23 protein-coding genes are annotated in these 24,678 nt (G+C 60.4%); 11 read left to right on the top strand and 12 right to left on the bottom strand.

Translation table 11 applies throughout. The features are described 5' to 3' along the window. Positions 1-10: 10 nt before the first annotated feature. The 9 genes from Q7V20_RS20405 (at position 11) to Q7V20_RS20365 (ending at position 10,972) form a co-directional block, all read left to right on the top strand. Positions 11-790 (top strand): polysaccharide deacetylase family protein, encoded by a 780-nt coding sequence (locus Q7V20_RS20405; protein ID WP_304795378.1) that lies wholly within the window; start codon positions 11-13, stop codon positions 788-790. Then, positions 787-2,034, top strand: coding sequence for a putative glycoside hydrolase (locus Q7V20_RS20400; protein ID WP_304795376.1), 1,248 nt, complete (start codon positions 787-789; stop codon positions 2,032-2,034). Before Q7V20_RS20405 ends, Q7V20_RS20400 begins: the two co-directional genes overlap by 4 nt. Further along, positions 2,031-4,352: an exo-beta-N-acetylmuramidase NamZ domain-containing protein gene (locus Q7V20_RS20395; protein WP_304795374.1), complete on the top strand. Its 2,322-nt coding sequence runs from the start codon at positions 2,031-2,033 to the stop codon at positions 4,350-4,352. The genes Q7V20_RS20400 and Q7V20_RS20395 overlap by 4 nt, the downstream gene beginning before the upstream one ends. A gap of 121 nt (positions 4,353-4,473) precedes the next feature. Then, positions 4,474-5,292, top strand: coding sequence for a universal stress protein (locus Q7V20_RS20390; RefSeq protein ID WP_304795372.1), 819 nt, complete (start codon positions 4,474-4,476; stop codon positions 5,290-5,292). Between the two features lie 13 nt (positions 5,293-5,305). Continuing rightward, complete coding sequence (locus Q7V20_RS20385; protein WP_304795370.1) at positions 5,306-6,709, top strand: phenylacetate--CoA ligase family protein; 1,404 nt, start codon at positions 5,306-5,308, stop codon at positions 6,707-6,709. Between the two features lie 73 nt (positions 6,710-6,782). Beyond that, the gene (locus tag Q7V20_RS20380) at positions 6,783-7,160 is read left to right on the top strand and encodes an Hsp20/alpha crystallin family protein (RefSeq protein WP_304795368.1); all 378 of its coding nucleotides are present in this window, start codon (positions 6,783-6,785) and stop codon (positions 7,158-7,160) included. Positions 7,161-7,256: 96 nt separating this feature from the next. Further along, entirely contained in the window at positions 7,257-9,467 is a 2,211-nt protein-coding gene (locus Q7V20_RS20375; RefSeq protein ID WP_304795366.1) for a PAS domain S-box protein, read from the top strand. After that, positions 9,464-10,078, top strand: a complete 615-nt coding sequence (locus Q7V20_RS20370) for a response regulator transcription factor (RefSeq protein WP_304795364.1) — start codon at positions 9,464-9,466, stop codon at positions 10,076-10,078. Before Q7V20_RS20375 ends, Q7V20_RS20370 begins: the two co-directional genes overlap by 4 nt. Before the next feature lie 102 nt (positions 10,079-10,180). Further along, positions 10,181-10,972, top strand: a complete 792-nt coding sequence (locus Q7V20_RS20365; RefSeq protein WP_304795363.1) for a hypothetical protein — start codon at positions 10,181-10,183, stop codon at positions 10,970-10,972. A 160-nt stretch (positions 10,973-11,132) separates the two neighbouring features. Here the strand turns inward: Q7V20_RS20365 and Q7V20_RS20360 are convergent, their stop codons facing one another. Then, the gene (locus tag Q7V20_RS20360) at positions 11,133-11,420 is read right to left on the bottom strand and encodes a YqjD family protein (RefSeq protein ID WP_304795361.1); all 288 of its coding nucleotides are present in this window, start codon (positions 11,418-11,420) and stop codon (positions 11,133-11,135) included. 339 nt (positions 11,421-11,759) lie between these two features. Between Q7V20_RS20360 and Q7V20_RS20355 the strand changes: the two genes are divergently transcribed. Continuing rightward, entirely contained in the window at positions 11,760-12,392 is a 633-nt protein-coding gene (locus tag Q7V20_RS20355; protein ID WP_304795359.1) for a hypothetical protein, read from the top strand. Here the strand turns inward: Q7V20_RS20355 and Q7V20_RS20350 are convergent. The 9 genes from Q7V20_RS20350 to Q7V20_RS20310 form a co-directional block, all read right to left on the bottom strand. Continuing rightward, positions 12,389-13,981 carry a bifunctional aminoglycoside phosphotransferase/ATP-binding protein gene (locus Q7V20_RS20350; RefSeq protein WP_304795437.1) on the bottom strand — a complete coding sequence of 531 codons (1,593 nt, stop codon included), beginning with the start codon at positions 13,979-13,981 and terminating at the stop codon, positions 12,389-12,391. The two genes, Q7V20_RS20355 and Q7V20_RS20350, sit on opposite strands and share 4 nt — an antisense overlap. An 18-nt stretch (positions 13,982-13,999) precedes the next feature. Further along, on the bottom strand, positions 14,000-15,187 hold the full coding sequence (locus Q7V20_RS20345; RefSeq protein ID WP_304795357.1) for a thiolase family protein: 1,188 nt from the start codon (positions 15,185-15,187) through the stop codon (positions 14,000-14,002). A 33-nt stretch (positions 15,188-15,220) separates the two neighbouring features. Beyond that, positions 15,221-15,634, bottom strand: coding sequence for a hypothetical protein (locus tag Q7V20_RS20340; RefSeq protein ID WP_304795355.1), 414 nt, complete (start codon positions 15,632-15,634; stop codon positions 15,221-15,223). 105 nt (positions 15,635-15,739) lie between these two features. Then, positions 15,740-15,943 (bottom strand): hypothetical protein, encoded by a 204-nt coding sequence (locus tag Q7V20_RS20335; protein WP_304795353.1) that lies wholly within the window; start codon positions 15,941-15,943, stop codon positions 15,740-15,742. 96 nt (positions 15,944-16,039) lie between these two features. After that, positions 16,040-17,527: a CHAD domain-containing protein gene (locus Q7V20_RS20330; RefSeq protein WP_304795351.1), complete on the bottom strand. Its 1,488-nt coding sequence runs from the start codon at positions 17,525-17,527 to the stop codon at positions 16,040-16,042. A 42-nt stretch (positions 17,528-17,569) separates the two neighbouring features. Next, a complete protein-coding gene (locus tag Q7V20_RS20325) occupies positions 17,570-17,821 on the bottom strand; it encodes a TraR/DksA C4-type zinc finger protein (RefSeq protein ID WP_304795349.1) in 252 nt (83 codons plus the stop codon). Positions 17,822-17,936: 115 nt separating this feature from the next. Continuing rightward, positions 17,937-19,145: an efflux RND transporter periplasmic adaptor subunit gene (locus Q7V20_RS20320; protein WP_304795347.1), complete on the bottom strand. Its 1,209-nt coding sequence runs from the start codon at positions 19,143-19,145 to the stop codon at positions 17,937-17,939. 3 nt (positions 19,146-19,148) lie between these two features. Beyond that, complete coding sequence (locus tag Q7V20_RS20315) at positions 19,149-21,524, bottom strand: ABC transporter permease (protein WP_304795345.1); 2,376 nt, start codon at positions 21,522-21,524, stop codon at positions 19,149-19,151. 34 nt (positions 21,525-21,558) lie between these two features. Beyond that, entirely contained in the window at positions 21,559-22,293 is a 735-nt protein-coding gene (locus tag Q7V20_RS20310; RefSeq protein ID WP_304795344.1) for an ABC transporter ATP-binding protein, read from the bottom strand. Positions 22,294-22,723: 430 nt separating this feature from the next. Between Q7V20_RS20310 and Q7V20_RS20305 the strand changes: the two genes are divergently transcribed. Then, complete coding sequence (locus Q7V20_RS20305; RefSeq protein ID WP_304795342.1) at positions 22,724-23,080, top strand: carboxymuconolactone decarboxylase family protein; 357 nt, start codon at positions 22,724-22,726, stop codon at positions 23,078-23,080. Positions 23,081-23,393: 313 nt separating this feature from the next. Here Q7V20_RS20305 and Q7V20_RS20300 read toward each other — a convergent pair whose 3' ends face one another. Further along, a complete protein-coding gene (locus Q7V20_RS20300; protein WP_304795340.1) occupies positions 23,394-24,257 on the bottom strand; it encodes a universal stress protein in 864 nt (287 codons plus the stop codon). A gap of 24 nt (positions 24,258-24,281) precedes the next feature. Next, positions 24,282-24,678: STAS domain-containing protein (locus Q7V20_RS20295; RefSeq protein ID WP_304795338.1), on the bottom strand; the 397-nt coding region annotated here is incomplete at its 5' end.

The raw sequence follows: 24,678 nt of genomic DNA, 5'->3' as shown, positions 1-24,678 counted from the left end.
GCGTGCAGTGATGAGCATCGCCTCCGCCAGCCTCACACCGCTGACGAGCGCTTGGGCATCAAACGGGGCGTCCGCTGTGCAGCGTTTGCCGATACTGGTCTATCACCGTTTTGCCGACACCGTATCGGACAGCATGACGGTCAGGACGTCATTGTTCAAGGCACACCTCCGCTTGATTGAGCGTTTGAACTGCCATGTCATTCCTCTGCAGGACTGGGTGGACTTCCGCTGCGGCAAGGGGAACGCAATTCCCGAGCGATCCGTCGTCCTGACGGCCGATGATGGCCACCGGTCTCAATTCGAAGTGATGGCGCCCATCCTGGCCCCGTATGGTTGGAAGATGACACTGTTCATCTACCCATCGGCGATATCCAATGCCAAGTATGCGATGACTTGGGCGCATGTCCATGAAATGACCCGATCCAGGCAATATGCGCTGGGATCGCACACCTATTGGCATCCGAACCTGATCCGAGAGCGAGGCAACATGGGTCTCGACGACTACCGTCGGTTCGTGACCAAGCAACTGACACGTTCCAAGGACGAGTTGCAGCAACGTTGCGGCCAACCCGTTTCGCTCTTGGCGTGGCCCTTTGGCCTCTGCGATGATGACTTGATGGCGCTGGCCGCCGACTGTGGCTACCAAGCAGCTTTTGCCCTGGGCAACCGGACGGCCACGGTCAATGACGCGCTTCATGCCGAACCGCGCTATCTGATGGTGGACGACTTCTCTGAGCAACGTCTCGAAGCTCTTCTCACCTCGATTTTCCATGTCAAGGCGCCAGCTTGAAAGCGCTGTTCAGACTGTTGGCGGTGTTAGGTCTCTGGATGTGGAGCCTTCCCGCTCTAACCGTCGAGATCGTGGTCATCGACCAGTCGACGGGAAAGCCACTGAAGAAAGCCGTTCTGGTCGCCAATGAGATCCTGATCCCCGCCACGCCCGGCGGCACGTTCAGTGTCGCGGACATTCAACCTTTGCGAGTTTCCGCCCGGGCGCATGGCTATCAGCGTACGCAGGTGGATGTGCAGCTCGGCGTTGATGAAGTCTTGATTTCACTCGCGCCGATTCGTCCAAAAGCCATCTACCTCTCCACCTACGGCATCGGTAGCCAGGCGCTGAGGGAAGAGGCCCTGAAGCTGATTGACCGAACTGAACTGAATGCATTGGTCATTGACGTGAAGGGAGATCGGGGACAAACACTCTTTCACACACAAGCCGCCAATGCCAATGAGACGGCGCGAAAGACCCTCGGCCGAGGAACCGACACACGCAGCTTGATCCAGGCTTTGAAGTCCAAAGGCATCTACCTGATCGGAAGAGTCGTCGTCTTCAAGGATGACCCTTTGTCCGAACTTCATCCAGAATGGTCCGTGAAAGACTCCTCCGGCAAGCGCTGGAGGGACAAGGAAGGGCTAGGGTGGATCGATCCATTCCAGACAGCGGCCTGGAGTCATAGCCTGGGTTCGGCCGAGGAAGCGGCCGACATGGGCTTCGACGAAATCCAGTTCGACTACCTTCGTTTCCCGGATGCCAGAGGGCTGAAGTTCTCGCAGTCCAATACGGCCGCTGCGCGTGTGAATGCGATCAATGCATTTCTGGACCAGGCAAGGCAGCGGCTTCAGCATCGCAACGTGTTCATTTCGGCGGATGTGTTTGGCTACGTGCTGTGGAACACGAATGACACTGACATCGGCCAGCAGTTGGAAACCATCATCGAACGTGTCGATTACCTTTCACCCATGCTGTATCCCTCAGGCTTCACCTGGGGAATTCCCGGCCATCCCGACGCGGCCGCGGCTCCCTTTGACGTGGTGAACCACAGCCTGCGCCGCGCCTTGGAGCGCACTGGGGTCGATGGGGTCAGGCTCCGTCCGTGGCTTCAGGCCTTTCGCGACTACGCATTCGACAAGCGCGCCTTCGGTGCCACGCAGATCAGGCAACAGATCCAGGCGGCGGAATCGCTGGGAACCGATGGCTGGATGCTTTGGAATGCCCGCAATCGCTACAGCAGCGATGGCCTGTCAGCGCCATGAAGCGGCATTCTCTGGCCTGGTTGACGTTCTTGGTGCTGTCCTTGGCCAACAAGCCTTGGGCCCATGCCATGGGGGAGGATCGCCCAGAATGGGCCGTTCTGGACGCCCAGATTCGAGCCCAGATCGCCGCCCGGCAGCTGCCAGGTGCCGTGCTCATTTTCGGCGATGCCCACCGCATCTGGATACGCCACGCCTGGGGTGCGCGAACACTCGCCCCCAAGCGCAAACCCATGACGGTGGACACGGTTTTTGACATGGCCTCTTTGACCAAGGTCGTGGCCACCACCACGTCGATTCTCCAACTGGCAGAACAAGGTCGCCTGCAATTGGACGCGCCCGCAGCGCTTTATTGGCCCGATTTTGGATTGAACGGAAAGGCGTGCATCACGGTCCGGCAACTGCTTTCACACAGTTCAGGACTGCGCGGCGGCTTGGACCTGAAAGACCAATGGCAGGGCCATGTGGAAGGGCTGCGTCGAGCAGTCAATGAAACACCAGTGACCTTGCCGGGCACGCAGACCACCTACAGCGACATCAACTTCATCGTCCTTGGCGAACTGGTGCGTCGGGTTTCCGGGCTCCCATTGGATGTCTATGTGCAACGCCATGTCCTGAGTCCCTTGCGCATGAACGACACGGGATTCACACCACCCAGGATGAAAGTTAAGCGGATCGCACCCACCGAGGCCAGTGAGGGAAGAATGCTTCAGGGAATCGTCCACGATCCCACCGCCCGCCGCATGGGAGGCGTGGCGGGCCACGCCGGCCTCTTCGGAACTGCAGATGATCTGGCGCGCTTCGCCCAGGCCATCCTTCGGCACGATCAGGTCCTCAAGCCATCGTCGGTCGCCTCGATGCAAGCGCCTCAAGGCCCGGTCGCATCGAGGGAAGGCCGGGGGCTGGGGTGGCAGCTTCTGGCACCCATGGTGGCGAACCGGGACGACCTTCCGCCCTTGGGCATGATCGGCCACACAGGGTACACCGGCACCGGCATCTGGATCGACCTGGTCCAGGGGCGATTCATTGTGCTGTTGAGCAGCCGGGTTCATCCCGATGGGAAAGGCGACGTTCGTCCGCTGAGAAGGCAAGTGCTGGCCCTGCTGTCGAGTCTGAGTGCCCCGATGTTCATGGGCGACATGGTCACCAAGGAAGCTCCTCGTGTATCGACCGGGATGGACGTCCTTCGCGCCCAGGGCTATGCCCCCTTGGCTGGACGCCGCATCGGGCTGATCACGCACCTGGCGGCCATCGACTCCCAAGGATGGCGCACCTTGGACCGGTTGCGCTGGGCGCCGAACCTGACGCTCGTCAAGGTCTTCAGCCCAGAGCATGGATTGAATGCCGACATGGAAGGCCAGGTGGCCTCCAGCGTTGAACCATTGAGTGGCCTGCCCCTTGTCAGCCTCTATGGAACAAGCACGCGCCCAGACGCCCGGTCCTTGAAAGACATCGACACCTTGGTCGTAGACCTGCAGGATGTCGGCACCCGCTACTTCACCTATGCATCCACCCTTGGGTTGGCCATGGAGGCCGCCGCGGAACACCACTTGCGGGTGGTCGTTCTTGACAGACCGAATCCCATTCGCGCGGACAGGGTGGCTGGCCCGGTGATGGATGAAGACCGGAGGTCCTTCACCGGCTTCGCGAGCTTGCCCGTTCAACATGGCATGACCATGGGCGAATTGGCGCTGCTGTACCAGCAGGACATCCTTGAGCGCCGCCACCTTCCACTGCACCTCCAGGTGATAGCGATGTCGGGCTATGAGCGCAGCATGTCCTTCGAGCAGACCGGCCTGGATTGGGTTCCGCCGTCCCCGAACCTTCGCACGCCCACTGCTGCCCGGCTCTACCCGGGCGTCGCATGGATCGAAGGCAGCAACGTCAGCGTTGGCCGTGGCACCGACCGCCCGTTCGAGTTGGTCGGCGCCCCTTGGATCAGGGCATCGGAACTGGCTGAGTCCCTGAATCGAACGGGCCTCAAAGGAGTGGCCTTCAAGCCCATCGATTTCACGCCTGACTCGGGCCCTTACAGCGGCCGGGTGTGTCATGGGATTGAAGTCTCAGTCACTGATCGGGATCAATTGGATGCGCCACTGCTGGGGGCGGCCCTCATTCAAACCCTGCACGAGCAATGGCCGGTCTCGTTTGCCATCGACAAAACGGAAGCGATCCTTGCTTCGCGGTCCACGTCGGAAGCCTTGAGACATGGCCTCTCGGCAAAGGACGTCGCGGGCCGCTGGCAGCACGAACTGACGAGATTCACGGAACGCCGAAAGCGCTATCTGCTGTACCCAGATGACCGGCCAGAAAAGCAATGAAGAACCTGACGGGGGATGTCAAACCACCGATGCACAAACCTCAGTTCTTGATTCAACGCAAGCCGTGCGGATGCAAATCACCTAACGTCAGCAACTGTCCGCAATCTTCCTGGAGATGATCATGCGCTCACTTCGCAACCTGCTGCTGCACGTCGATGGCTCGGAACACGCCCTTGAAAGGCTGAAGTTCGCTCAAGCCATTGCCCAACCTTGTTCTGCCCGGATCACCGCGCTGTATGCGGTCACCCCGTGGCTCATGCTCTACCCGGGTCCGCTGGAGGGCATGAGTCCCGCCTACACCGTGTTGTCGGAAGAGGATGCCGAAAAACGAAACCGGGCCAAGGCTGCATTCCAAGCCGCCGCCACAGGCATGGGTAATGTCGATTGGCTCGAAGGCGCGTTGACCTCTCCCTATGAGTTTGGCAACAACGCCCTCTATGCCGACCTCATGGTGCTGGGCCAGAAAATCAGATCAAACCGCGATGTGCCCGATGACTTCATACCCTCCGTCATCATGGACAGTGGCAAGCCAGCGATCATCGTGCCGACAGGCGTTGCGCACATGCCAGTGCCTTTGAACTCCGTGCTGATCGCCTGGAACGCCAGTCGTGAATCTGCCAGGGCATTGTGCGCTGCCTGGCCTTTGCTCACCGAGGCCTCCGAGGTGCACGTGGCCATCTTTGGCGACCCCACAGGCGGCCCGACCGACAGCATCAAGCTGGAGCACTACCTTCGGCAACACGATGTGAAACCTAGGTTTCACCTGTCCCATGCCACCAAGGATCCAGGGGCATCGCTGCTTTCATTGGCGGCGGAACTGGGGGTGGACCTGCTGGTGATGGGGTGCTATGGCCACAGTCGCGCACGCGAGTGGGTACTTGGTGGCGCGACAAGGACGGTGCTCAGGGAGATGAGTCTGCCCGTGTTGATGGCCCATTAGGCGTGCCGCCAGCATGCATGCATTTGATCCCTGGACGGGCGGCATCGCGACATGGGAGGCCATGGCGGCAACCGTGTCCAGCCACGCGACGCTGAAACGGCTCCAATCCCAGCGGCTGACGTCACTTCTGACATCAGCGAAAGGGTCCGCTCTTTATCGGCGCATTCTGGACGGGCGGCCCGCAGGCTCCCTTCATCTTGAAGATCTGCCAATCATGAACAAGGCCTACCTGATGGCCAACTTCCATGACTGGGTTTGTGACCCTCGACTGGAGTTGGCCGCCTTGCGCCAGTTCATTCAGGATCCAAGTCTCATCGGTTCGGCCTATCAGGGTCGATTCTTGGTCTGGGAGAGCTCGGGAAGCCATGGCGCACCCGGTGTCTTCGTGCAGGATGCCGCGGCGATGGCCGTGTACGACGCGCTCGAGGCGACTCGTCGTCGCGTTCCAAACCTTCCATTGCATCTGCTCGATCCATGGGGCGTGCTCGACAGGATCGCTTTTGTGGGCGCCACCAATGGACACTTTGCCAGCACCGTTTCAGTGGAGCGGCTGCGGCGTTTGAACCCCTTCTTGTCCAGAGCGCTACAAGGCATCTCCTTCCTTCAGCCACTTCCCGCACTGGCGCGGGAGTTGGTGAGCTTCAATCCCCGGGTGATCACCACTTATCCAAGCGTGGCCATCATGCTGGCCGAGGAGAAAATGCGCGGGAAGCTGGACATCAACCCACGAGAGATATGGACCGGCGGAGAAACGCTGACCGACGCCATGCGCACAGCGATATCCCAGGCCTTCAACGCCGAAGTCATCAACAGCTATGGTGCATCGGAGTTCATGTCCCTGGCCTTCGAATGCGCACACCAAAGGCTTCATCTCAACAGTGACTGGGCCATCCTGGAACCCGTCGATGAGATGAATCGACCCGTGCCGATCGGCCAGGTGGGGAGCACCACCTTGTTGACCAACCTGGCCAATCACGTTCAACCCATCATCCGCTACGACCTGGGAGACCGTGTCTCCATTGCATCCATGCCATGTGAATGCGGTTCGGTGCTGCCGGTGATCGAGGTACAGGGGCGTAGCGGGGATCTGTTGCACTTGGGAGATCGTCACGGCCAAGCCGCCGTCTCAGCGCTGGCCCTGAGCACGGTGGTTGAGAGCATCGAAGAGCTGGTCGATTTCCAGTTGATCCAAACCGCCCCGAATGAGTTGGAACTGAACACCGAACTTGGCGGGCCCATGGTCGATGAGGCCTTGAGGCGCGCGAAATCTGCCCTGGATCACTATCTCACGAGCCAGAATCTGGGGCGCACCCAAGTTAGCTGCAATGCGGCGCGCCCCAGCGTTCGTGGGCGCAATGGCAAGACTCATCGAGTCATCGGCATTCCGAACCATGACTTGCTTCAATGGCTTGCTTGATTTCGCGCAAATGATGCAGCCAAGAAATTCATAGACTGCCCCTGGTGGTCGGACCGACGATTTCATTCCTAAGGTGTTCCATCGGCTCTTCCAGGCGCCAACGTTCGCCACGCCATTTGCTGTTAACGAGATTCGCATCGATGTTCGTGAGAACGACAAGCAATACCTCGTCTCGGCAGAGATGCCAGGCATCAAGAAGGACGACATTCGCGTCAGCATCAACGGCAACCTTGTTTCCATTTCAGCCGAAGTCAACAAGAACGAGGAGAAGGAAGGAAAGGGCAACAAGCTTCTGGTCAAGGAAACTTTTCACGGCAGCATTTCGAGGAGCTTTTCGCTGGCTCACGAGGTGGACAGAAAAGGCGTGGAGGCCAAGCTGAAGGATGGCGTTTTGCTGCTGACCTTGCCTAAACTCGACGCCGACGCCGGACACCAGATCCTCATCCAGTGAGCTGAGGCATTCTTGACTCAGATCAAGGCTGTGGATTGAGGGGTCGCTAAGGTCCTGACCATCGCGCGTGAGCGCTAGCTTTGATGGTAGGTGGCCATGGGCGATCCGGACTATGAGACCCTGATACAGGCAGTGGTCGATGCCATGATGGTGGTCGACCACACTGGCGGGATTATCAGCGTCAATGCCGCTGCAGGTCGACTCTTTCGGTGCACGGAGAGTGAACTGCTCGGCCTGCGGGTTGAGGACTTGATTCCGCCCCGCCTGCGCTCCCGCCACCGGGACCTTCGCAGCCAGTACCAAGCCTTCCCCACCCCGCGCCAGATGGGTCGCGGGCTCGAAACCCCGGGCTATCGCCGCGATGGAAGTGAATTTGCCGCGGAGGTCAGCTTGTCACCCATTGCGGGCAAGCGCATGCTGGCCTGCATCGTCGATATCACCGAACGGAGACGAACCGGGGAAGCGTTGCGCAAGTTCTCCCGCGTGGTTGAACAGACGGCCAGCGCCATCGTGATCACAGACCTACAGGGTCTCATCGAGTATGTGAACCCCAGTTTTGAAAAAACCACTGGCTACAGCGCGGCGGAAGTGATGGGCCAACCTCCCAACTTTCTCAAATCGGGACACACCTCGAAAGAAGAGTACCAACTGCTTTGGCAGACCATCAACAAAGGTGAAGTCTGGCATGGGGAGTTCCACAATCGACGCAAAGATGGCTCCCTTTTTTGGGAGAAGACGATCATTTCGCCCATCCGCGATGAAGAGGGGGTGATCACCCATTTCGCGGCGATCAAGGATGACATCACCGCCTCGAAGAGGGCCGATGATTCGTTGCGGCGCAGAGAAGCCCAGCTTCGTCTTTTCATCGAGCACTCGCCGGTGGCGCTGGCCATGTTCGATTCCAACATGAATTACCTGGCCGTGAGCAATCGGTGGCTACTCGACTATGGACTGGAAGGAAAGGACATCGTTGGGCTCAATCATTACGAGGTTTTCCCAGAAATCAGCGACGCTTGGAAAGCCATCCATCAACGATGCCTGTCAGGCCAGGTTGAGCGCATGGAGGAAGACCGATTTGATCGTGTCAACGGCATGACCCAATGGCTGCGCTGGGAAGCCCGCCCGTGGATCGACGTCGATGGCGGCATTGGCGGCATTGTCATCTTCACCGAAGATATCTCCGATCGCATTCGAGACCGTGAGTCCATTGCTCAAAGCGAACAGCGGTTCCGGGAAGCTTTCGAGCAAGCGGCGGTGGGCATGGGGCACGTCGCGCTCGACGGGCACTGGCTCCGGGTGAATCAGAAACTCTGCGACATTGTCGGTTACAGCCGAGAACAACTGACCAGAAGAACATTCCAGTCCATCACCCATCCAGATGACCTGGCGCTCGATCTTGCGCGGGTACAGGCGCTTCTGGACAGTGAGATCGAGCAGTACGCCTTGGACAAGCGCTGTATACGCCAGGATGGCGTGGCCGTGTGGATTCGCCTCACCGTTTCTCTGGCAAGAAAAATCGATGGCCAAGCAAATTACTTCATTGCCGTTGTGGAAGACATCGATGACCGCAAGCGGGCTGAAAACGCCTTGCGCCGATTGCGCGGCGAGTTCGAGCAGGTCATGGCTCTGCAAGTCGCCACGCAAACGGCAGCCGCGATTGCTCATGACCTGAATCAACCGTTGAACGCGGTAGCCTCCTACACCGCAGCGGCCCTGCGCCTGCTCCATGCCGACAACCCGAAGGCCGAACTCATGCGGCACGCGCTTGAAAGCGCGGCCAAGCAAACCCAGCGCGCTGGCGACGTGATGCGCGAGTTGATGCAGTTCCTGTACAAAGGCGCACCGCAGATCGAGGCTTTTGACATCAATGCAGTCGTGGAAGAGGCCATTGCCAGCGTGCAGGCCAGAAACGAGCCAGGCATCAAGTTCAACACCTTGCTTGAACCTGGCTTGAAGCCTGCCCTGGCCTCTCGCATGCAAGTCGAGAGAGTTCTTGTCAACCTGCTGTCCAACTCCGTCGAGGCCATGCAAGGCGCTGGTGTTGATCTCAAAGCCATCACCATTGGTGTTTCAACCACGTCGCTGCGCAGCATGGCGGTGGTCACCGTGCAGGACAGCGGCCCAGGCCTCAATGCCGCGATTGCCCGAGAGGCGTTCGAGCCGTTCTTCACCACCAAGGACAATGGCCTCGGCATGGGCTTGGCTGTGAGCCGTGCCTTGATCGCGGCCAACGGAGGCCAACTCTGGCATGAGGACGCCGGGCAGGCCGGAGCCACGTTTCGGTTCACTCTGCCGCTCGCTTCATGAAAGCGCCAACCGTCTTCATTGTTGACGACGACGACGCGGTCAGGGATGGCCTTGGCTTCTTGCTGGAGACCGCAGGCTATCGGGTTCAGAGCTTTTCCAGCGCCGAAGGCTATCTTCAGACGCTTGACCCCGCGCATCCAGGTTGCTTGCTGCTTGACCTCAGATTGCCGGGCATGCAAGGTGCCCAGCTGCAGGCTGAGCTGAATCAGCGTGGAGCTGGCATCCCGATCATCTTCCTCTCCGCCCATGGCGACATACCGACCACCGTTCGCACCATCCAGGCCGGGGCGCTGGACTTCCTGACCAAGCCGATCGAGGGTGGAAAACTGCTGGAGCGCGTGGCTCGCGCCATGGAGGTTGACACAGAGCAAAGGTGCCAGGAGGAAGAGTTGCGGGCCAAGCGGCAGGTGTTTGCGCGTTTGAGCGAGAGGGAACGCGATGTGCTGGCATTGGCCATCAATGGCGTGCCCAACAAGGAGATCGCACGCACCTTGGGCATCAGCCATCGAACAGTCGAGGTGCACAGATCGCGCATCTTGCTCAAGACGAACACTGCGACGGTGCTTGAGTTGGCCGCGCTGGCCAAGGACTGCGGCCACACCAAGGTCTGACAAAGCGGCATGCCTACGTGCCAGCACCTACGTGGGTGAACGACTGCCAAATAATTCACAAAAAACGCCAAATCGCATCTGACAGAAAAACTTGGATGCGCCATGACCAACCCAACCACTGACAGCAGAAGCACCCGCGCCCGCCTCAATGCTCCGCAGTATGGCCTGGCGCTGCTCAAGCACGGTTACCCAGAGGCCAAAATTGCACAAGGCCGCGAGGCCCAAGCCACAAAACTGAGGGGACAGTGCGCAGCCATCCTGCAAGCTCCCGTCAATGCAAACCGTGTCATCACCCAGCAGATCAGCATTCGCGATCTGCTGATGGCCCTGGGACTCGGGTCCTGCGACATCTCGTGTGACGCTTCGATCACTTTGCCGTGCAATGAAATGCAGTTGGACGCTGGTGCCCTACTTTATGAGCCGGGCAAACATAGTGAGCAGGCATTCGTCATCCTGAGCGGCGTGCTCGCGCGCCAGCAAGCATCCGATGTCAAATCGGGTGCAAGGTGTGGCCCTTCGTCAATCGCGCTTCAGGCCATGGCCCCATCAACCACATTGATCAACGATCTACTCATGCGAACGGCTGGCGCCGCACTCCTCAGGGATTGGCGGGTTTCGTACCGCCTCCGTGATTTGCCAGCCTTTGCCCGGACCGTTGCGGGCCTGTCCTATCTGGCCAGTCTGGCTGAGTTCAAGCCCGCGATGATGGATTCCGATGGGGCCATTGCCTTGGTCATGCCAGTTTCAAACGTGGCCACGTGGCTTGCCTTGGACAGGGAGGTGCTGAAGACCCAACTCAAACGCCTCGAACGTTATGGCGTGGTGTCCACCTTTGAAGAGGCCATTCGGTGGCTCGACCCCATCAAGCTCGAAGCACTCTGGGCATTGGACTGAGCCAGGGCGGTCATCGCTTGCAGTTTCCTTCCATGAGCCATTAGTCAGGGACATCCCATGTCAACCGCATTCTCCATGCTTGCCCCATGAGTCAAGCCTGCTGCCACCGTCCCTGATGCCGGTGGGCCACTATCTTGCTCAGTCAAAGCCTTCAAACCCATCAGCGACGCGCCAACATGAAGCCCGCCGCCAAGCCAATCAAGCCGAAGATGCCAGCCGTCGCATAAGGGTGATCATGGACTTGTTCATGGGTTGCCCGTGCGGCCCGCTTGATGTTGTCGCCCAGGCTGTCTTCAACTTCCTCCAGCTGGCGGCGCATGAGGTGCAACTGTTCCTGCATTTTTTCACGTGCCGCGTCCAACTTGGCATCTCCGGTGTTGGCGGCTGTTTTCACCATGTCTTCGGCTTCGTCAACCATGCGACGCAGGCCTTTCGACATTTGGTTCATCACATGAGTCGCATCGATATGAGAGTTCATCATTTCGCATCCTCAGATTGGAGGTCCGGTCAATGTGCCGACCTGGAGAAGATGCTAGGCATTGATGCACAAGCAGCACTTGACGATGATCAATCGGCGCGAACAAGAAAGCACATGAACGTGCCCACACTGCGTGACTCAAGCTGAGTTGACATTGCGCAAGCGCCACACCATCCAGCGATGGATTTCTTGCCATTTTGCGCGCATTCTTCGGTAGTGGCGGCATTGCAAGAGCCCTTGAAATGGCTTGGATTTGGATTTTCAAGAGGCTTGATGCACTAGCCACACTGACCTGAGGGAGGTTTTCCAATGAATCATTCACGCGTCACAGTCTCTGGCAATGTAGTGACCGTCTGTCGGCCCAAGGACAATATTCTCGTCATAGCCTACGCCGATCAACAGGCCAGCCTGCAAGCAGCTCGGATACTGTGCGATCGACAAGGGTGGGCAATGGCCAAGGTGCATGCAGCGGCGCCCTCCTCCAGCTGGGGCGCAAGCTTATGGGATCTGATGGCCTCTAACGCCAGCAAGTTCAAGCCCATTGTTTATTCAGGCCCTGCGGCTGATGGGTTCGACGCGGTCGTACTGGTCGCTCCCGCATCGACCTACCGTGCGGGTGGGCCGATGTGCAGGCTTCTTTCAAGCCTTCAAGACTTCAGGGCCGATATCATTCTGCTCACGCTCCAGAGCGAGGTCATCTGCCACGAAGGGGCTGAAAGAGTGGCCCATTGGACAGGCCGGTATCCGGTACTAGGGATGTGGCTTCGCCCCATCGAGCTTGAGTTCATCGGAACGGAGGCTCGGATTCAGGCATTCGGCAGCGCGATCAAGGCCATGCGCCCGATGAATCGCAAGTTGCTCTCCAAGGTCGGCGGGCCATCGCGATCCAATCCCCAGGTCCAAGGTATTGCACCTGAATGGACCCGCCTTCGGACATCCTAGGGCTGATGCAAATCCCTGCATTCAAGGACGAACCATCTCACATGAATTGCCTGACAGATTGCCGCGATACCCGCTGAACTGATCTGCCGTTCGGTACAGACTGTCAGTGCGCACTCAAGCTCATCTGGGCGCAAGTGTTCGGCAGACGCGATCTGGTGCCAGATCACGGACTCTGTCGCTTCCGATGCATCCTTTGCCGCCTCGCCGCGCGCGCGTGTTCTTCGGCAAAGAGTATCCAGTTCGGCCTCGCAATGCACGATGGTGAAGCCGCATTGCGTCCGCTGAGCAAGCGCTCTGAAACAATCGCGATCCGCCTGCAGCAGGAAGGTAGCGTCGGCCACGAAAGACCAACCTCCTTGCAGCGCCCACTCTGCGCAGTCGGCCAGTCGCTTCAAGGTTCGCTCGTTGGCATGCGCTGAATAGATGTCAAGATGGCTGGCCTTTGAATCAGCAAGTTCGGTGAGGCCGAAGAGGCGTTTGCGCTCCACATCTGAACGAGCGCGCACCGCTGGCAAGCTGACGGCGATGTCAGCCGAGAGTTTCGATTTACCCGATCCGGACAGACCATGCATGAGCACGAGGCAAGGCTGGCTCGCAACCCCCCTCTCCATGGAAGCCGTGATGAATGAAAGATAGGCATCGCCAGACGACAGGCCAGCGTTCAGCCCCCGCATTCTGACCACCAATAGGCGGACAAGCGCCCGATGAACTTCGTACAGACGCAGGAGTCTGACGCCTTCATGGTCCCCCGTGTGCTGCAGGTAGCCATCCAGAAGAGCAAACTCCAACTCCTGGCACCCGTGAACCTTCAGATCCATCGTCAGGAACGCCAGGTCGCTCATGACGTCCGCCCTGCGCAATCCATCGTCGAATTCCAGGCCATCGAACAACAGCCATCCTTCGTTCGTGCGGGCGATGTTGCCGAGGTGGAGATCGCCGTGGCAGTCCCTGACCATGCCGCCCAATGCCCTTGCTTCAATCCACGGCGAACTGCGGGCCAACTCAGCCTTCACCCAGGCCCTGATGCCGTCCAAACGCCGGGCATCGGCATCGTCCAGTGGAGAGCGCTGCAGCTGATCCAGGAGGTTTGACAAGGCGGCGCCCACGCCCTTGGCGCACGATGCCGGGCTCGACATGTCAGCGATGGGGGCTGCTTCATGGACATCCGAGATGGTCTTTGCCAGGGATGCCATGTCATCTCTTTTAATCCGAGACGCGGCCACCAGATCCTTCAGCAACGATCCCTCGGGAAGCCGCCTCATGAGCACGGCGAAATCGACCACCTGCCCGGGGCCATCCCACCCCGGAAGCACATCATTGCCATGGACTTCGACCACCCCGAGGTAGAAATTCGGTGCCCACCTGCGATTCAGCGTCACCTCCTTCTGGCAATCCTCTCGACGGGCGGCCAGTGTGCTGAAATCCACGAATGGCAGTTTGATGTTTTTTCTGAGCTTGTAGGCGAATTCATCGTCAACCAGCACCCACGAGATGTGCGTTTCATGCAGTTCCACAGCATGCCCGGCCTTGCGCTCCAAAAGACGCCGCAACCCCAGCACGTGGTCTGGAACTTGCCCCAGGCGGTCCATGGCTGTCACGAGCGACGATCAGGCCATGGCCTCCAGCGCCAGTGCTATGCCTTGGCCTCCGCCAATGCACAGAGCCACCACACCGCGCCGAAGCCCTTCCCGCTGCATGGCATGCAGCAGCCGGGTCACCAGCACTGCCCCGGTAGCACCAATGGGATGCCCGTGCGCGATGGCACCGCCCTCCACATTGACGATCTCTGCCGGAAGTTCGAGCTCCTTGATGCAGGCCAACGTGACCGCGGCAAACGCCTCGTTGATCTCGTAGCGGTCCACATCCTCCGGACGCCAGCCAGCACGGGCCAAGGCCAGCCGGATGGCCGCCACCGGCCCCAGTCCGAACAAGCCTGGCTCCAGGGCAGTCACACCATGCCCTGCCAGGCGTGCCATTGGCCTGAGCGCTGCCTGCTCTGCCCACCCTTTCTCCGCAACGATCATCGCGGCGGCGCCAGAGTTCAGACCAGGCGCATTCCCCGCCGTGATCGTGCCACCATCCTTGAAGGCCGGTTTGAGCCTCGACAGCATCTCCAGGCTCAAGTCGGCCCGGTTGTGCTCATCCTTCTGGAAAACCACCTCGGTTTTCTTGCCCGGAATGCGCAAAGGCACGATCTCGGTGTCGAACTTCCCAAGCGATTGCGCAGTGGAGAAGCGTTGCTGTGAACGCAGGGCCCACTGGTCCTGCGCTTCCCTGGTGATGTGGTGCAATGCCGCGACCTCTTCGGTATGCCATCCTGAATGCCGACCACTGAAGGCATCGTGCAAACCATCGTGAAGCATGCTGTCCAGCAGCGGTACATCGCCCATGCGCGCGCCCCACCTTCCCTGCGGCAGCAGGTAGGGCGCCCTGTCCATGTTCTCCATGCCACCAGCGATGAAGGCCTTGCCGACCCCCGCCCAGATTTCCATGGCCGAGCTCAGGATGGCCTGTGCGCCAGATCCGCACACACGGTTGACGGTCATCGCCGGGACGTTGGCCGACAGGCCTGCGGAGATGCCCGCCTGGCGTGCCGGATTCATCTTGCCGCCCGCTTGAATCACTTGCCCCATGATCAGCCCGTCGATCTGCCGACCACCCAGATCCAGCTTGTCCAGGCAGTGTTTGACCACGAGTGCACCAAGATCAGGCGCGGGCATGTCCTTGAGGGTTCCGCCAAAAGTCCCGATGGCGGTTCGAACTGCCTGACATAGGACCACATTGATCGAACTCATGATTTCTCCAGTTCAAAACAGAGATGAAAGGGGTCACTCAGCACTTCGGCCGTACAACTGCGCGGGCTTGCGAACAACCTCTGGACAGGCATGGCAAGCCCGCACGTTGTGTTGAACAAACCAGCGGCAGGTCTGGCGGATGCCGCAGCGAGGCAAGCCATGTGATGGCAAGGCAAGGGGCTGCCGCACATCTGCCACGACCTTGTCGACCAGACTGCATCGGCCTTGCCCCCACTGGATGCAATCTGCAGCACTGCAGGGCCCTGCCACCCTCAAGCGGTTCTCGACTTCGATGTGCTTTGCTTGGAAAGACATCACCAGATCCCGCGTCAGAGGAATGCTGGGGGAGACGTAGGCGATCTGCCCACTTGCCTGCACCACGCCAATGATCGCCGCGCCAGGCTCAGGAGGCGCGTTCGGACAGGTCAGTTGCTTTGCGCCCTCCATGGTGCCTCCTCGTCAATGACCGAGCTTCACGCCTTTGGCCAGCTCGGCCACCTCGGCAGCCGTGGCTGCGAAGATCAGCCGTCCGCCGTTGATCGGACCGCGCCCTCATCCGAACGCGCCCCACACCTTGCCTTTCGCCAGCACTTGCGCGGGAGCCGGAGCCGTACCGCCTGGCACCGCACCGACCTGGAATGCGGAACCCAGCAGAGCGTGACTGACAGCCGCCGCAATGGCGTTCGACACCGTGGCTTTTTGCTCGTCGTTCAGATCAACACCCGATACGACGTACTCGAATTTGCTTGTGGACATGGGGGAACCTTTACTCGATGAAAAAATTGGCCGCGAAAGTGCCGCCGTGTTTTCATTGTTTGAAATCCGCCGCCCCACGCCTTGATGTGAATCAACTCAAGGCCAGAACCGGGCGACCTTTTCGATCTCGTGGAGAGCCGTCTGACAGGCCTGCGTTGCCTGATCCCGACCAGCGGAAAGCCAGCCGACAGCGAACCATGCATGCGCATCTGCCTTCGTGTGTGTGCGCCAAGCGGTCAACGCCGTGATGCGGTCGTTGTATGCGCCCAGAGCATCTTGCGCGGGGCGCAGGGCTTCGAGGTAGCGATCAACCTTGCCACGCTTGAAAAGCGGCCTGGCGAACTCGCTCAGATAGCGCAAACGCTTCAATCGCTTTCGAACCCGATGCTGCTGAGCTTCGGGCAGCGATGCAAAGCGCTTCCCGTCGGACAAGACCTTGTGGTGCAATGCTTCAAGACGCCGTTTCAGCAACTTGCGCAAGGTTTGGGCCTGAACGGATGGCGTGGTTGACGAACAGATGCTGAAGCACAGCAAGTCAATCAGCACGGATTGGAAATCCGGCGTGCGAACGGCATCGCGAGATAACGGTGCGTTTGGATTGAACGCAGGTGTGCCCAAGAGCTCGGGAGCGCCTGCATCCGCCATCTTCCGTTGGAGGTCGCCGAGCAAATCCTGATCCCGCTGAGCACCCAGCTTGCGAAACACCCGCGCCAACGCAACCTGCCAAGCTGGATTCACGCCACTGTGCGAAGAACCGACTTCTGTCAGCAAGGTCCGCAGCCGCCGGATCCCAACCCGCAATTGGTGAATCCGCTCCGCCTCACGTGGCTGATCGACGAACTCGGGTGCGTTGAGCAGGATGTGCTCGAGGCCATGCCTGACCATGGCTCGAAACTGTTGATCGGCATCCCCAGCCGCATCAAACTTGACGGGGCCGGCCAATGAAGCGCTCAGTGGCCCTGATGAACCGATCAGGTTCAATCCTCTCAACGCCGGGTCGGTCATGCCAAGACACATGCCGTGGTCATGCACGAGGCGCTGGGCCAGCGCAAACATGCGCTGAAGTCCGTCTCTCGAATCCAGCTTCATGACGACTTCACAACATGGCCACGCACTGCCTTGAGCGCGGATGGTGCCCAGGTCCAGCTGAAGCCGAAGGCGGCCCTGCCCTGCCTCCATGTCGAGCATTCGGCGCTCGAACCTCAGCACGAACTGTTGGATCAGGGTTGGTACTGGCTCACCTGCACGCCAGTTCAGGGCCCTCCTCAATGCACGAGCAGAGAGCTTTGACCGGTGCCTGTCAAGGTGTACAAAGGGGACATCCTTCCCTTTGTGCTCCGGCAGATCCACCATATCGATGGGCACTTTGCTTGACCCACCATCAGACAAGCACAATGTCTGGCGCCAGACGCCATCCTCGAAGGACATGGCCAGCAGCACACCCCCAGCGGCCAGTTGCCCGGTCGGTGTGTCGAAGTAGTGTTCCCGGTGCAATGTCTTGGGCACGCTCTCCAATGCCAGCGCCTGCAGCAGTCTGGCTTTGCTGACGGCACCACCCGCAAGTTTGAGCTCCATCTTGAACATGGCCCTGCCTCGTGTCGGCTCCTTCTCGCCTGGTCTGAAAATCTACTTGGATCGCTCGTGCGCAGCCTGGCATGCGGCGCATCGAGGAGCAGCCGGTTGCACCAGCAACCGTTGAAGTCCGATCTCTGCTCCGCAATCCAGGCAATCGCCACACATGCCAGCATCCAGGTGATTCAAAGCGGCTTCGACCAAGCCAATCTCTGCAATGTCGCGCCGCTCTTGCGCCTCGTCGATCTCGCCAATCTGGAGCCGCAGGGCTTCATCTTGACGATCCCGAACCTCGCTCGGCTCCACGGAGGCCGCCGTGAAGCATCATTTTTTGCCGGACAGAGGCCATCGGACTTGATCAATGTCAGTTCAAAGTCACTTGCAGTTTGGCCATGGCAAAGCCCCCTTCCCCGCCGCGCCTCTAGACCCGACGTGCCACCACGCGTACCCCGTCGCGCACCGTTGCCGGGGGGTAGACGATCACGGTGGCGCCTGCAGGCAAGCCGCCTTTGACCAATGCCTCACGGCCATTGCCGTCGCCAATCTTGACCCGCGTCAGCCGCGCCCGGCCGCCATCCTTGACGAAGACTGCCATGTCACCCTGATCGCCCGGCAAGGGGAACACCGCGGCCAGAGGCACCTTGATCGCCCTGTCCAGGGCCACGGTCACCAGCCTCACGGTCACCCTGAAGCCGTCGCCCAAGCCCTGCCACCGAACATCGGGGCCGCTCAGGTCGATCAGCACACGCACGCGCTGCTCCTCGACGCCCAGCGCCGACACCTTGGTGAAAGCCGAGGGTTCCACCAGCCTCACTCGACCTTGCAACGCGCCCTCACCTCCCCAACGGTCAATGTGGACAAGGCCGCCAGGCCGCAGGCGGATGGCATCGGTGGTGAGGCATTCGGCCACGATCTCAAGCGATCGGGTATCGCCCATCTCCAGCAGCGGAGCGCCGAGCGACACCATGGCTTCACTCGACTGGATCACCTTGAGAACCCGGCCCTCGATCGGTGCCCGCACGATGAATGGCCTGCTGCCACTGGCCGTTTCCGCCTCCCGCACCCTCATGAGCGCCGCGCGCGCCTGTTCCGATTCATGCTGCGCAACCTTCAGGTCCAGCTCGGCCGTTCTGCGGTCCTCTTGCGCCGCCTGGGCGGCCAATCGGTCGGTGTTCAGTTTGGCCGGCGGTATGAAGCCCTGCATGCCCAGTTGCTCGCTGCGAAGCACTTCGTCATCCGCCTTCCTGGTCAAAACGATCGCCAGGGCAATGCGCGCCTTCGCGCGTTGAACCTGGGCTTGTGCGGCATCCAGCCTCGCCCTGTGCTCGGCCCGGGTGCGGTCGTCCAGCATGGCGGGTAGTCCGGGGCTGAGTATCGCCAAGGTATCACCGATGTGGACATGGTCGCCTTCCTTCAGCGGGATGCGGGCAAGCCGCCCCGCCACGGGGGCCGAGACGGTGTAGCGGTCGCGCAGCCTTGTACGGGCATCCTCTTCTACGCTGGCTTCGAACGGCCCGACCTTCACCGTGTCGACCTCCACTTCGACCGGCCTGGGCGCAAATGCCCAGACCATGGCACCGCCCACCAGCGCCGCCGCCAGGGCGCCATATGCCCAGGTCTTCGTTTTCATGAATCAATCCCTCGTCTTCAAGGCGGACACCATGTCCAGCCTGTCGATTCGCCGCCGCACGACCCATGCGCTCACTGCGCCTGCCACCAGCACGCACAGGCACGACCAGGCGTAGGTCGCCGGCGAAATCACCACCGGAAACTGGAACTGGTCCGACCTCAGCAGCCGTGTCACCACTTGGGTGAGCCCCCATCCCAGGCCCATGCCCAGAGGCAATGCCAGGGCCGTGACGATGGCCAGCTCACCGAGCAGCAGGGCCGCCACTTCGCCCCGCGTGAAGCCCAGAACCCTCAGGCTGGCCATCTCCCAGGCCCTTTCCGACAAGGCGATGCGCGCGTTGTTGTAGACCACGCCCACGGCGATCACACTCGCAAAGACGGTGAGAACGCTGCTCATGATGCGCACGTTGCGGGCACTGATCTCTTCCATGTTGCGCAGCATCGTGCCTTTGCTCCAGGCCCCGGCCACGCGGGGCAAGGCCTTGCTCGCCTCCAGCACTTCGGCCTCCCGGCCGGGTTCGAGCGACAGGACATACCCCGTGGCAATGTCGCCTTCCCCCAGCAGCCGGTTGAGGGCATCGCGGTCCATGTAGGCGTTCAAGCCCATCATCTCGCGCACCGTCGCGCCGACAGGCAGCAACACTGTGCCGGCGCGGCCCTCGATCACTTCCACCTGGACCGGGTCCCCGACCCTCAGCCCGAGTTTTTCCGCCAATCTGTCCGTCAGCACCAGCCCACGGCCCTCCAGCAGGGTCTGGCGCAGGTCCATGTCGATGACGCGGTAGAGTTCCGGCCTGGCCGCGTAGCCGCGGATCATTCCGCGTTCACGGCGATGTCCATTGACGAAGTTGACCGACACGAAGCGGGTGGATTCCACCGACCGGACACCTGGCAACCTTGCAAGCTCAAGCCGCACCGCGTTGTCCAGCGGCTCAGCGGACCAGACCGTCACGTCCCCTCGCAAGCTCAAAGTGAACTGAGCGTCCACCACATGGGCGATCGCATCACGCAGGAAGTTTCCCATCACGATGATGGCCACGGCCACGGCCACGCCGCCCATGGAAAGCGCCGTCCGCCAGGGCCGACGTTCCATGTTGCGAACGATCATCTTCACCGATGGCGACATCCCGCGCAGGCCGATCGCCTCCATCAAGGTGCGACGGTAGTGTCCCGGCGCAGGCGGTCGCATGGCTTCGGCTGGTGCCAGCCTGACGATGGACAGGATGGCGTTCATCGCCCCCGCGACCGCGGTTACCACGGCCACCGCCGTACTGATCATGACCAGCGACGGTGCCAGCCGGTGCTCGAAACGGGCGAAATGAAAGAGCTCTGAGTAAAGGTGGGTGAATCCCTCGCCCAGCCTGTCTCCCACCCCCAGACCAAGAACGAGCCCCGCCAGCACGATGAGCAGCACCATTTTGAGGTAATGCGCAGCGATCGATGCATTGCCATAGCCAAGCGCCTTCAACGCGGCGATCTGCTCGCGTTGGGTGGCCACCAGGCGCGAGACCACCACGTTGAACAGGAAGGCGGCCACGCCCAAAAAGATGATGGGCAGCACCGTGCCCAACACACGCTGTTCATTGATCTCGTTGTCCAGCATGGCATGCGAGGTCTGATTGACCCGCCCGATGACCTCCCGGGCACCGTAGCGCGCCAGCACCTGCCTGGCCGCTTCGATGGTCACCGGCAACGACGCGTCTGGTGCCAGCTTGAGCGCCACGCGCGTGAATGCCCCATCCATGCCATAAGCACCCGCCAGGATGTCCTGGTCCATCCAGAAGATGCCATAGCCGCGCACATCCGGCATCCCCCACAGGCCGGCGAAGATGAACTCGGGCGACACGGCATGGCCCACCACCACCAACCTTCTGCGCCGGCCATTGAGCGTGGCGAAGAACTCGTCGCCAGGCTCAAGGCGGCGTGCCTGGGCAAAGCCTTGGGACACCAGCACCTCGATGTCGCCATGCGGCTGCGCCCCCACGCCAAGATGGGTCAATGCCCTGCCATGGGTCACCGTGATGCGGTTCATGCGCTGGGGATTGCGCAGGTCCATGCCAATCATCTGACCGATGACCGGATCACTCACCAGGGGCAACTCCACCCTCACGATTTCCTCAAGCGTGGTCTGAACGTCGGCAACACCTTGCACCTTGCGAAGCGATTCCTCGACCGCGCGGGGCGCACGCTTCACACTGGCGAAAACATCGGCGAACCGCCCCTCCGCGTAAAATTGATCCCGGGCCATCGCCAGCGAATCGACCGCCGACAGGCTGGTGACGAAACCCGCGATGCCGCTGGCCACCACCAGGGCGATCGTGATGCCCTGTGCCCACATGCGGCGCAGATCGCGCAGCAGCTTGCGGTCCAGCGCCTTCACGGTGATCCCCCGGCCAAGCACAAGCGAGACGGGCTCACCATGTCAACTCCGATGGCGAGACCTTGTGCGCATTGGTCTCGATTCGCTGGACGCGCCCGTCTCCCAGGTAGACCACGCGATCGGCCATCTTGGCAATGGCCGCGTTGTGGGTGATGACGATGGACGTGGTGCCGAATGCACGGTTGACATGCTCCAGAACCTCCAGAACCAGCTTGCCGGTCTGATAGTCCAGCGCCCCCGTCGGCTCGTCGCACAAGAGAACATCCGGCCGTTTGACGATGGCCCGGGCGATCGCAACCCGCTGCTGCTCCCCTCCAGACAACTGGGAGGGAAAATGGTCCCGCCTGGGGCTCAGGCCCACGCGATCGACCGCCTCATCGACGGGCATGGGGTCTGTCACGATGTCCGTCACCAGCGCAACGTTCTCCCGCACTGTCAGGCTGGGAATCAGGTTGTAGAACTGGAAAACAAAGCCGATGTGGCGCCTGCGGTAAGCCGTCAGTTCATTCTCGCTTGCCCGGCTCAGATCCTGGCCACCAAACCAGACTTCGCCCCGCGTTGGCACATCAAGCCCCCCAAGTATGTTGAGGAGCGTCGACTTTCCGCTGCCTGAAGGACCAAGCAGAACAATGAATTCACCCCGGAATATGGTGAGGTCCACATCGGTCAATGCTTTGACCTCCACCGCCCCTTCGCCGTAGGTTCTGCACAAGCCTTTGATGGCAAAGATTTTTTCGCCCGTCAACGGGTCTGCACAGATCCGATTCATGAAGGAACCCCTTGCCCGGCCATCAGGCTGGCTGCGTGGCTCGCGCCTCAGGCCTGATGATGGCCATCTTCGGCTTATGCATCTTCTCTCCTCGGTTCACGCACATGACCCCATCGTGCATGTGCCGCCAGGCCGACGGCTTGCGCGATGTCAAACTTCGATCTTCGTGCACTTCACGACGCCCACCCATGAGAAAGCTCGAGATCACATGGTGAAGTCAGGCGCCAAAGGCACCTCTTGACGCTTCCAGGCTCGTGCACATTTTCTTCAACGGCCGGTACCTTGACATTGATCAAGCTCGGTCGGAAGAAACCCACCATCATGTTTCCATCCCAGGAGAAAGGGTATGCCCGGCTTACCTGCCTTTCGGCCTGAGCACTTGTCCAGCGAAGACCGTCAACGTCAAATGTTAAGCGCTTGAAGAAATTCCATGACTGATCGAACTGAAAAATTCCGTGAGTTGACCCAATCTATTTCTGCTGGCCTTGCCACGTTAAGGGCGAACACACCCGAGGTCATGAAGAGCTTCAATGACCTTGGTCGTCACGCCACCGCAGACGGGACGCTCGACAGGAAGACCAAGGAGTTGATCGCACTTGCACTCAGCGTCGCATCCAGGTGCGACCCCTGCATCGGCTTTCACATGCAGACGCTGGTCAAGCTTGGGGTGACCCGCAAAGAGATTGACGAGACACTGGGCGTCACCACCTACATGGGCGGAGGGCCTTCATTGATGTATGCAGCCAACGCCATTGCCGCCTTTGAGGAATTTCACCCCTTGGCTTGAACAGCGGCACCCCTCCGGGCTGTCAAAGCACGCTAAAACGCAAAAAGCCCCGTGGTGACGGGGCTTTCGCGTGGTAACTGGGGTCTTTATGGGACGCTATGAAACCTGATTCTGGCGAGGGCGACATACGAACCTCATTGCCACGCCTAGCGTAGCGGGCGATTCGGCATTTTCGTACCCCCATACGCGCCCCCAAGCACTGGGGATGTCGTGAGACGACTTGAGCCGGCAAGAGACATCCACCACGTTCAGCCCTGCGCCCCAACTCGAATCCCATGACATCGTCCATATTGCTGACCAGACCGGGAGGCGATCAGCGCCAGACCAGCACCGGGACCGGACTGTAACGCAGCATGGTGGTCGTGGTGCTGCCCACGATCAGGTTGCGGATGCGTGAGTGCCCGTATGCGCCCATCACCACCAACTGCAACTGGTGCGTGGCGACATAGCGCGACAACGATTCTTCCACCTCGCCGCTCTCGATGGCTGTTTGCACTGTCCATCCGGCCTGAGACAGGACTTGACCGGCCCGGCTAACCTCGTTGCGCATGCCAGCCGAGTCGGCGCCGACGTGCACAAGGTGGCACGACAAACCCTTGAGTAATGGGCTGCTGGCCAAAGCCTCGACCATCTTGCTGGCCGTCGCGCTGCCGTCGTAAGCCACAGCAAAGCTGCCAGGCGCCACGAAGGTCGCCTGTGGGACCACAAGCACGGGTCGCTTGACAGTCCGAATCACACGCTCGACATGATGGTCCAGGTGGCGCTTGGCAGTCCACGCCTTGTACTCATGCGTACCTAACACGATCAGGCGGGTGCCCGCCTCCAGATCCATGAGTGTGTCCACCAACTCCCCGTGGCGCTGACGGACATCCACCGTCAAAGCCCCTTGCGTGGCCGCGAGCGCACGCACGCGCGCCCCTTCCAACAGTTGACGACCCTGCTCCTGTGCCAGGACGCTGCGCCGCTCATCGAGTTGACTCAACTCTTGCAACAAGTCTTCCTGCGCACCCAGCCCGATCTGGCCACTGAAATCCAGTTGCTGGGCTTTCTCTGGGTGGCGGTCCAGGACGTGCAAAAAGGTCAAGGGTGCCCTCAGGACGGAAGCCACCCATGCAGCCCCATCGCAGACAGCCATAGGGCTACCCTGTGAATCGACACAAGCCAATATGGTGTTCATGTTCAGTCTCCTGTTCGTTGCGGCTCAATGCCCGAGAGGCAATTCGGCCCCGGCTTTGTCGTGAAGACCGAAACGGTCCACCATCGTGGCGCTGGCCTCGTTGAGACCCATGACCTCGACCTGTGCACCTTCTCGGCGGAACTTGAGCACCACTTTGTCCAGCGCACTCACCGCAGTGATGTCCCAGAAATGCGCAACGCTCACATCAATGCGAACCTGCTTGACCACTTCCTTGAAGTCAAAGCTGTTCACAAAGCTCTCGGCGGACGCGAAGAACACTTGGCCTGTGACGGTGTAGACCCGCGTTTGTCCATCGTCTTGCTGGCTGGAGGCCACGCGCATCATCCGCCCCACCTTGTTTGCAAAGAAGATGCCACTGAGCAGCACGCCTACAAACACGCCCTTGGCCAGGTCATGCGTG

Origin of the sequence: Aquabacterium sp. (assembly GCF_030652515.1) — a bacterium.
Taxonomy (GTDB): Bacteria; Pseudomonadota; Gammaproteobacteria; order Burkholderiales; family Burkholderiaceae_C; genus Aquabacterium.
This window is presented reverse-complemented; position numbering and strand designations above follow the sequence as displayed.

Coding starts and splice junctions, on each gene's coding strand:
- Q7V20_RS20405 (WP_304795378.1), top strand. CDS start 11: ATGAGCATCGCCTCCGCCAGCCTCACACCGCTGACGAGCGCTTGGGCA.
- Q7V20_RS20395 (WP_304795374.1), top strand. CDS start 2,031: ATGAAGCGGCATTCTCTGGCCTGGTTGACGTTCTTGGTGCTGTCCTTG.
- Q7V20_RS20390 (WP_304795372.1), top strand. CDS start 4,474: ATGCGCTCACTTCGCAACCTGCTGCTGCACGTCGATGGCTCGGAACAC.
- Q7V20_RS20385 (WP_304795370.1), top strand. CDS start 5,306: ATGCATGCATTTGATCCCTGGACGGGCGGCATCGCGACATGGGAGGCC.
- Q7V20_RS20375 (WP_304795366.1), top strand. CDS start 7,257: ATGGGCGATCCGGACTATGAGACCCTGATACAGGCAGTGGTCGATGCC.
- Q7V20_RS20370 (WP_304795364.1), top strand. CDS start 9,464: ATGAAAGCGCCAACCGTCTTCATTGTTGACGACGACGACGCGGTCAGG.
- Q7V20_RS20365 (WP_304795363.1), top strand. CDS start 10,181: ATGACCAACCCAACCACTGACAGCAGAAGCACCCGCGCCCGCCTCAAT.
- Q7V20_RS20360 (WP_304795361.1), bottom strand. CDS start 11,420: ATGAACCAAATGTCGAAAGGCCTGCGTCGCATGGTTGACGAAGCCGAA.
- Q7V20_RS20355 (WP_304795359.1), top strand. CDS start 11,760: ATGAATCATTCACGCGTCACAGTCTCTGGCAATGTAGTGACCGTCTGT.
- Q7V20_RS20350 (WP_304795437.1), bottom strand. CDS start 13,981: ATGGACCGCCTGGGGCAAGTTCCAGACCACGTGCTGGGGTTGCGGCGT.
- Q7V20_RS20345 (WP_304795357.1), bottom strand. CDS start 15,187: ATGAGTTCGATCAATGTGGTCCTATGTCAGGCAGTTCGAACCGCCATC.
- Q7V20_RS20340 (WP_304795355.1), bottom strand. CDS start 15,634: ATGGAGGGCGCAAAGCAACTGACCTGTCCGAACGCGCCTCCTGAGCCT.
- Q7V20_RS20335 (WP_304795353.1), bottom strand. CDS start 15,943: ATGTCCACAAGCAAATTCGAGTACGTCGTATCGGGTGTTGATCTGAAC.
- Q7V20_RS20330 (WP_304795351.1), bottom strand. CDS start 17,527: ATGTTCAAGATGGAGCTCAAACTTGCGGGTGGTGCCGTCAGCAAAGCC.
- Q7V20_RS20320 (WP_304795347.1), bottom strand. CDS start 19,145: ATGAAAACGAAGACCTGGGCATATGGCGCCCTGGCGGCGGCGCTGGTG.
- Q7V20_RS20310 (WP_304795344.1), bottom strand. CDS start 22,293: ATGAATCGGATCTGTGCAGACCCGTTGACGGGCGAAAAAATCTTTGCC.
- Q7V20_RS20305 (WP_304795342.1), top strand. CDS start 22,724: ATGACTGATCGAACTGAAAAATTCCGTGAGTTGACCCAATCTATTTCT.
- Q7V20_RS20300 (WP_304795340.1), bottom strand. CDS start 24,257: ATGAACACCATATTGGCTTGTGTCGATTCACAGGGTAGCCCTATGGCT.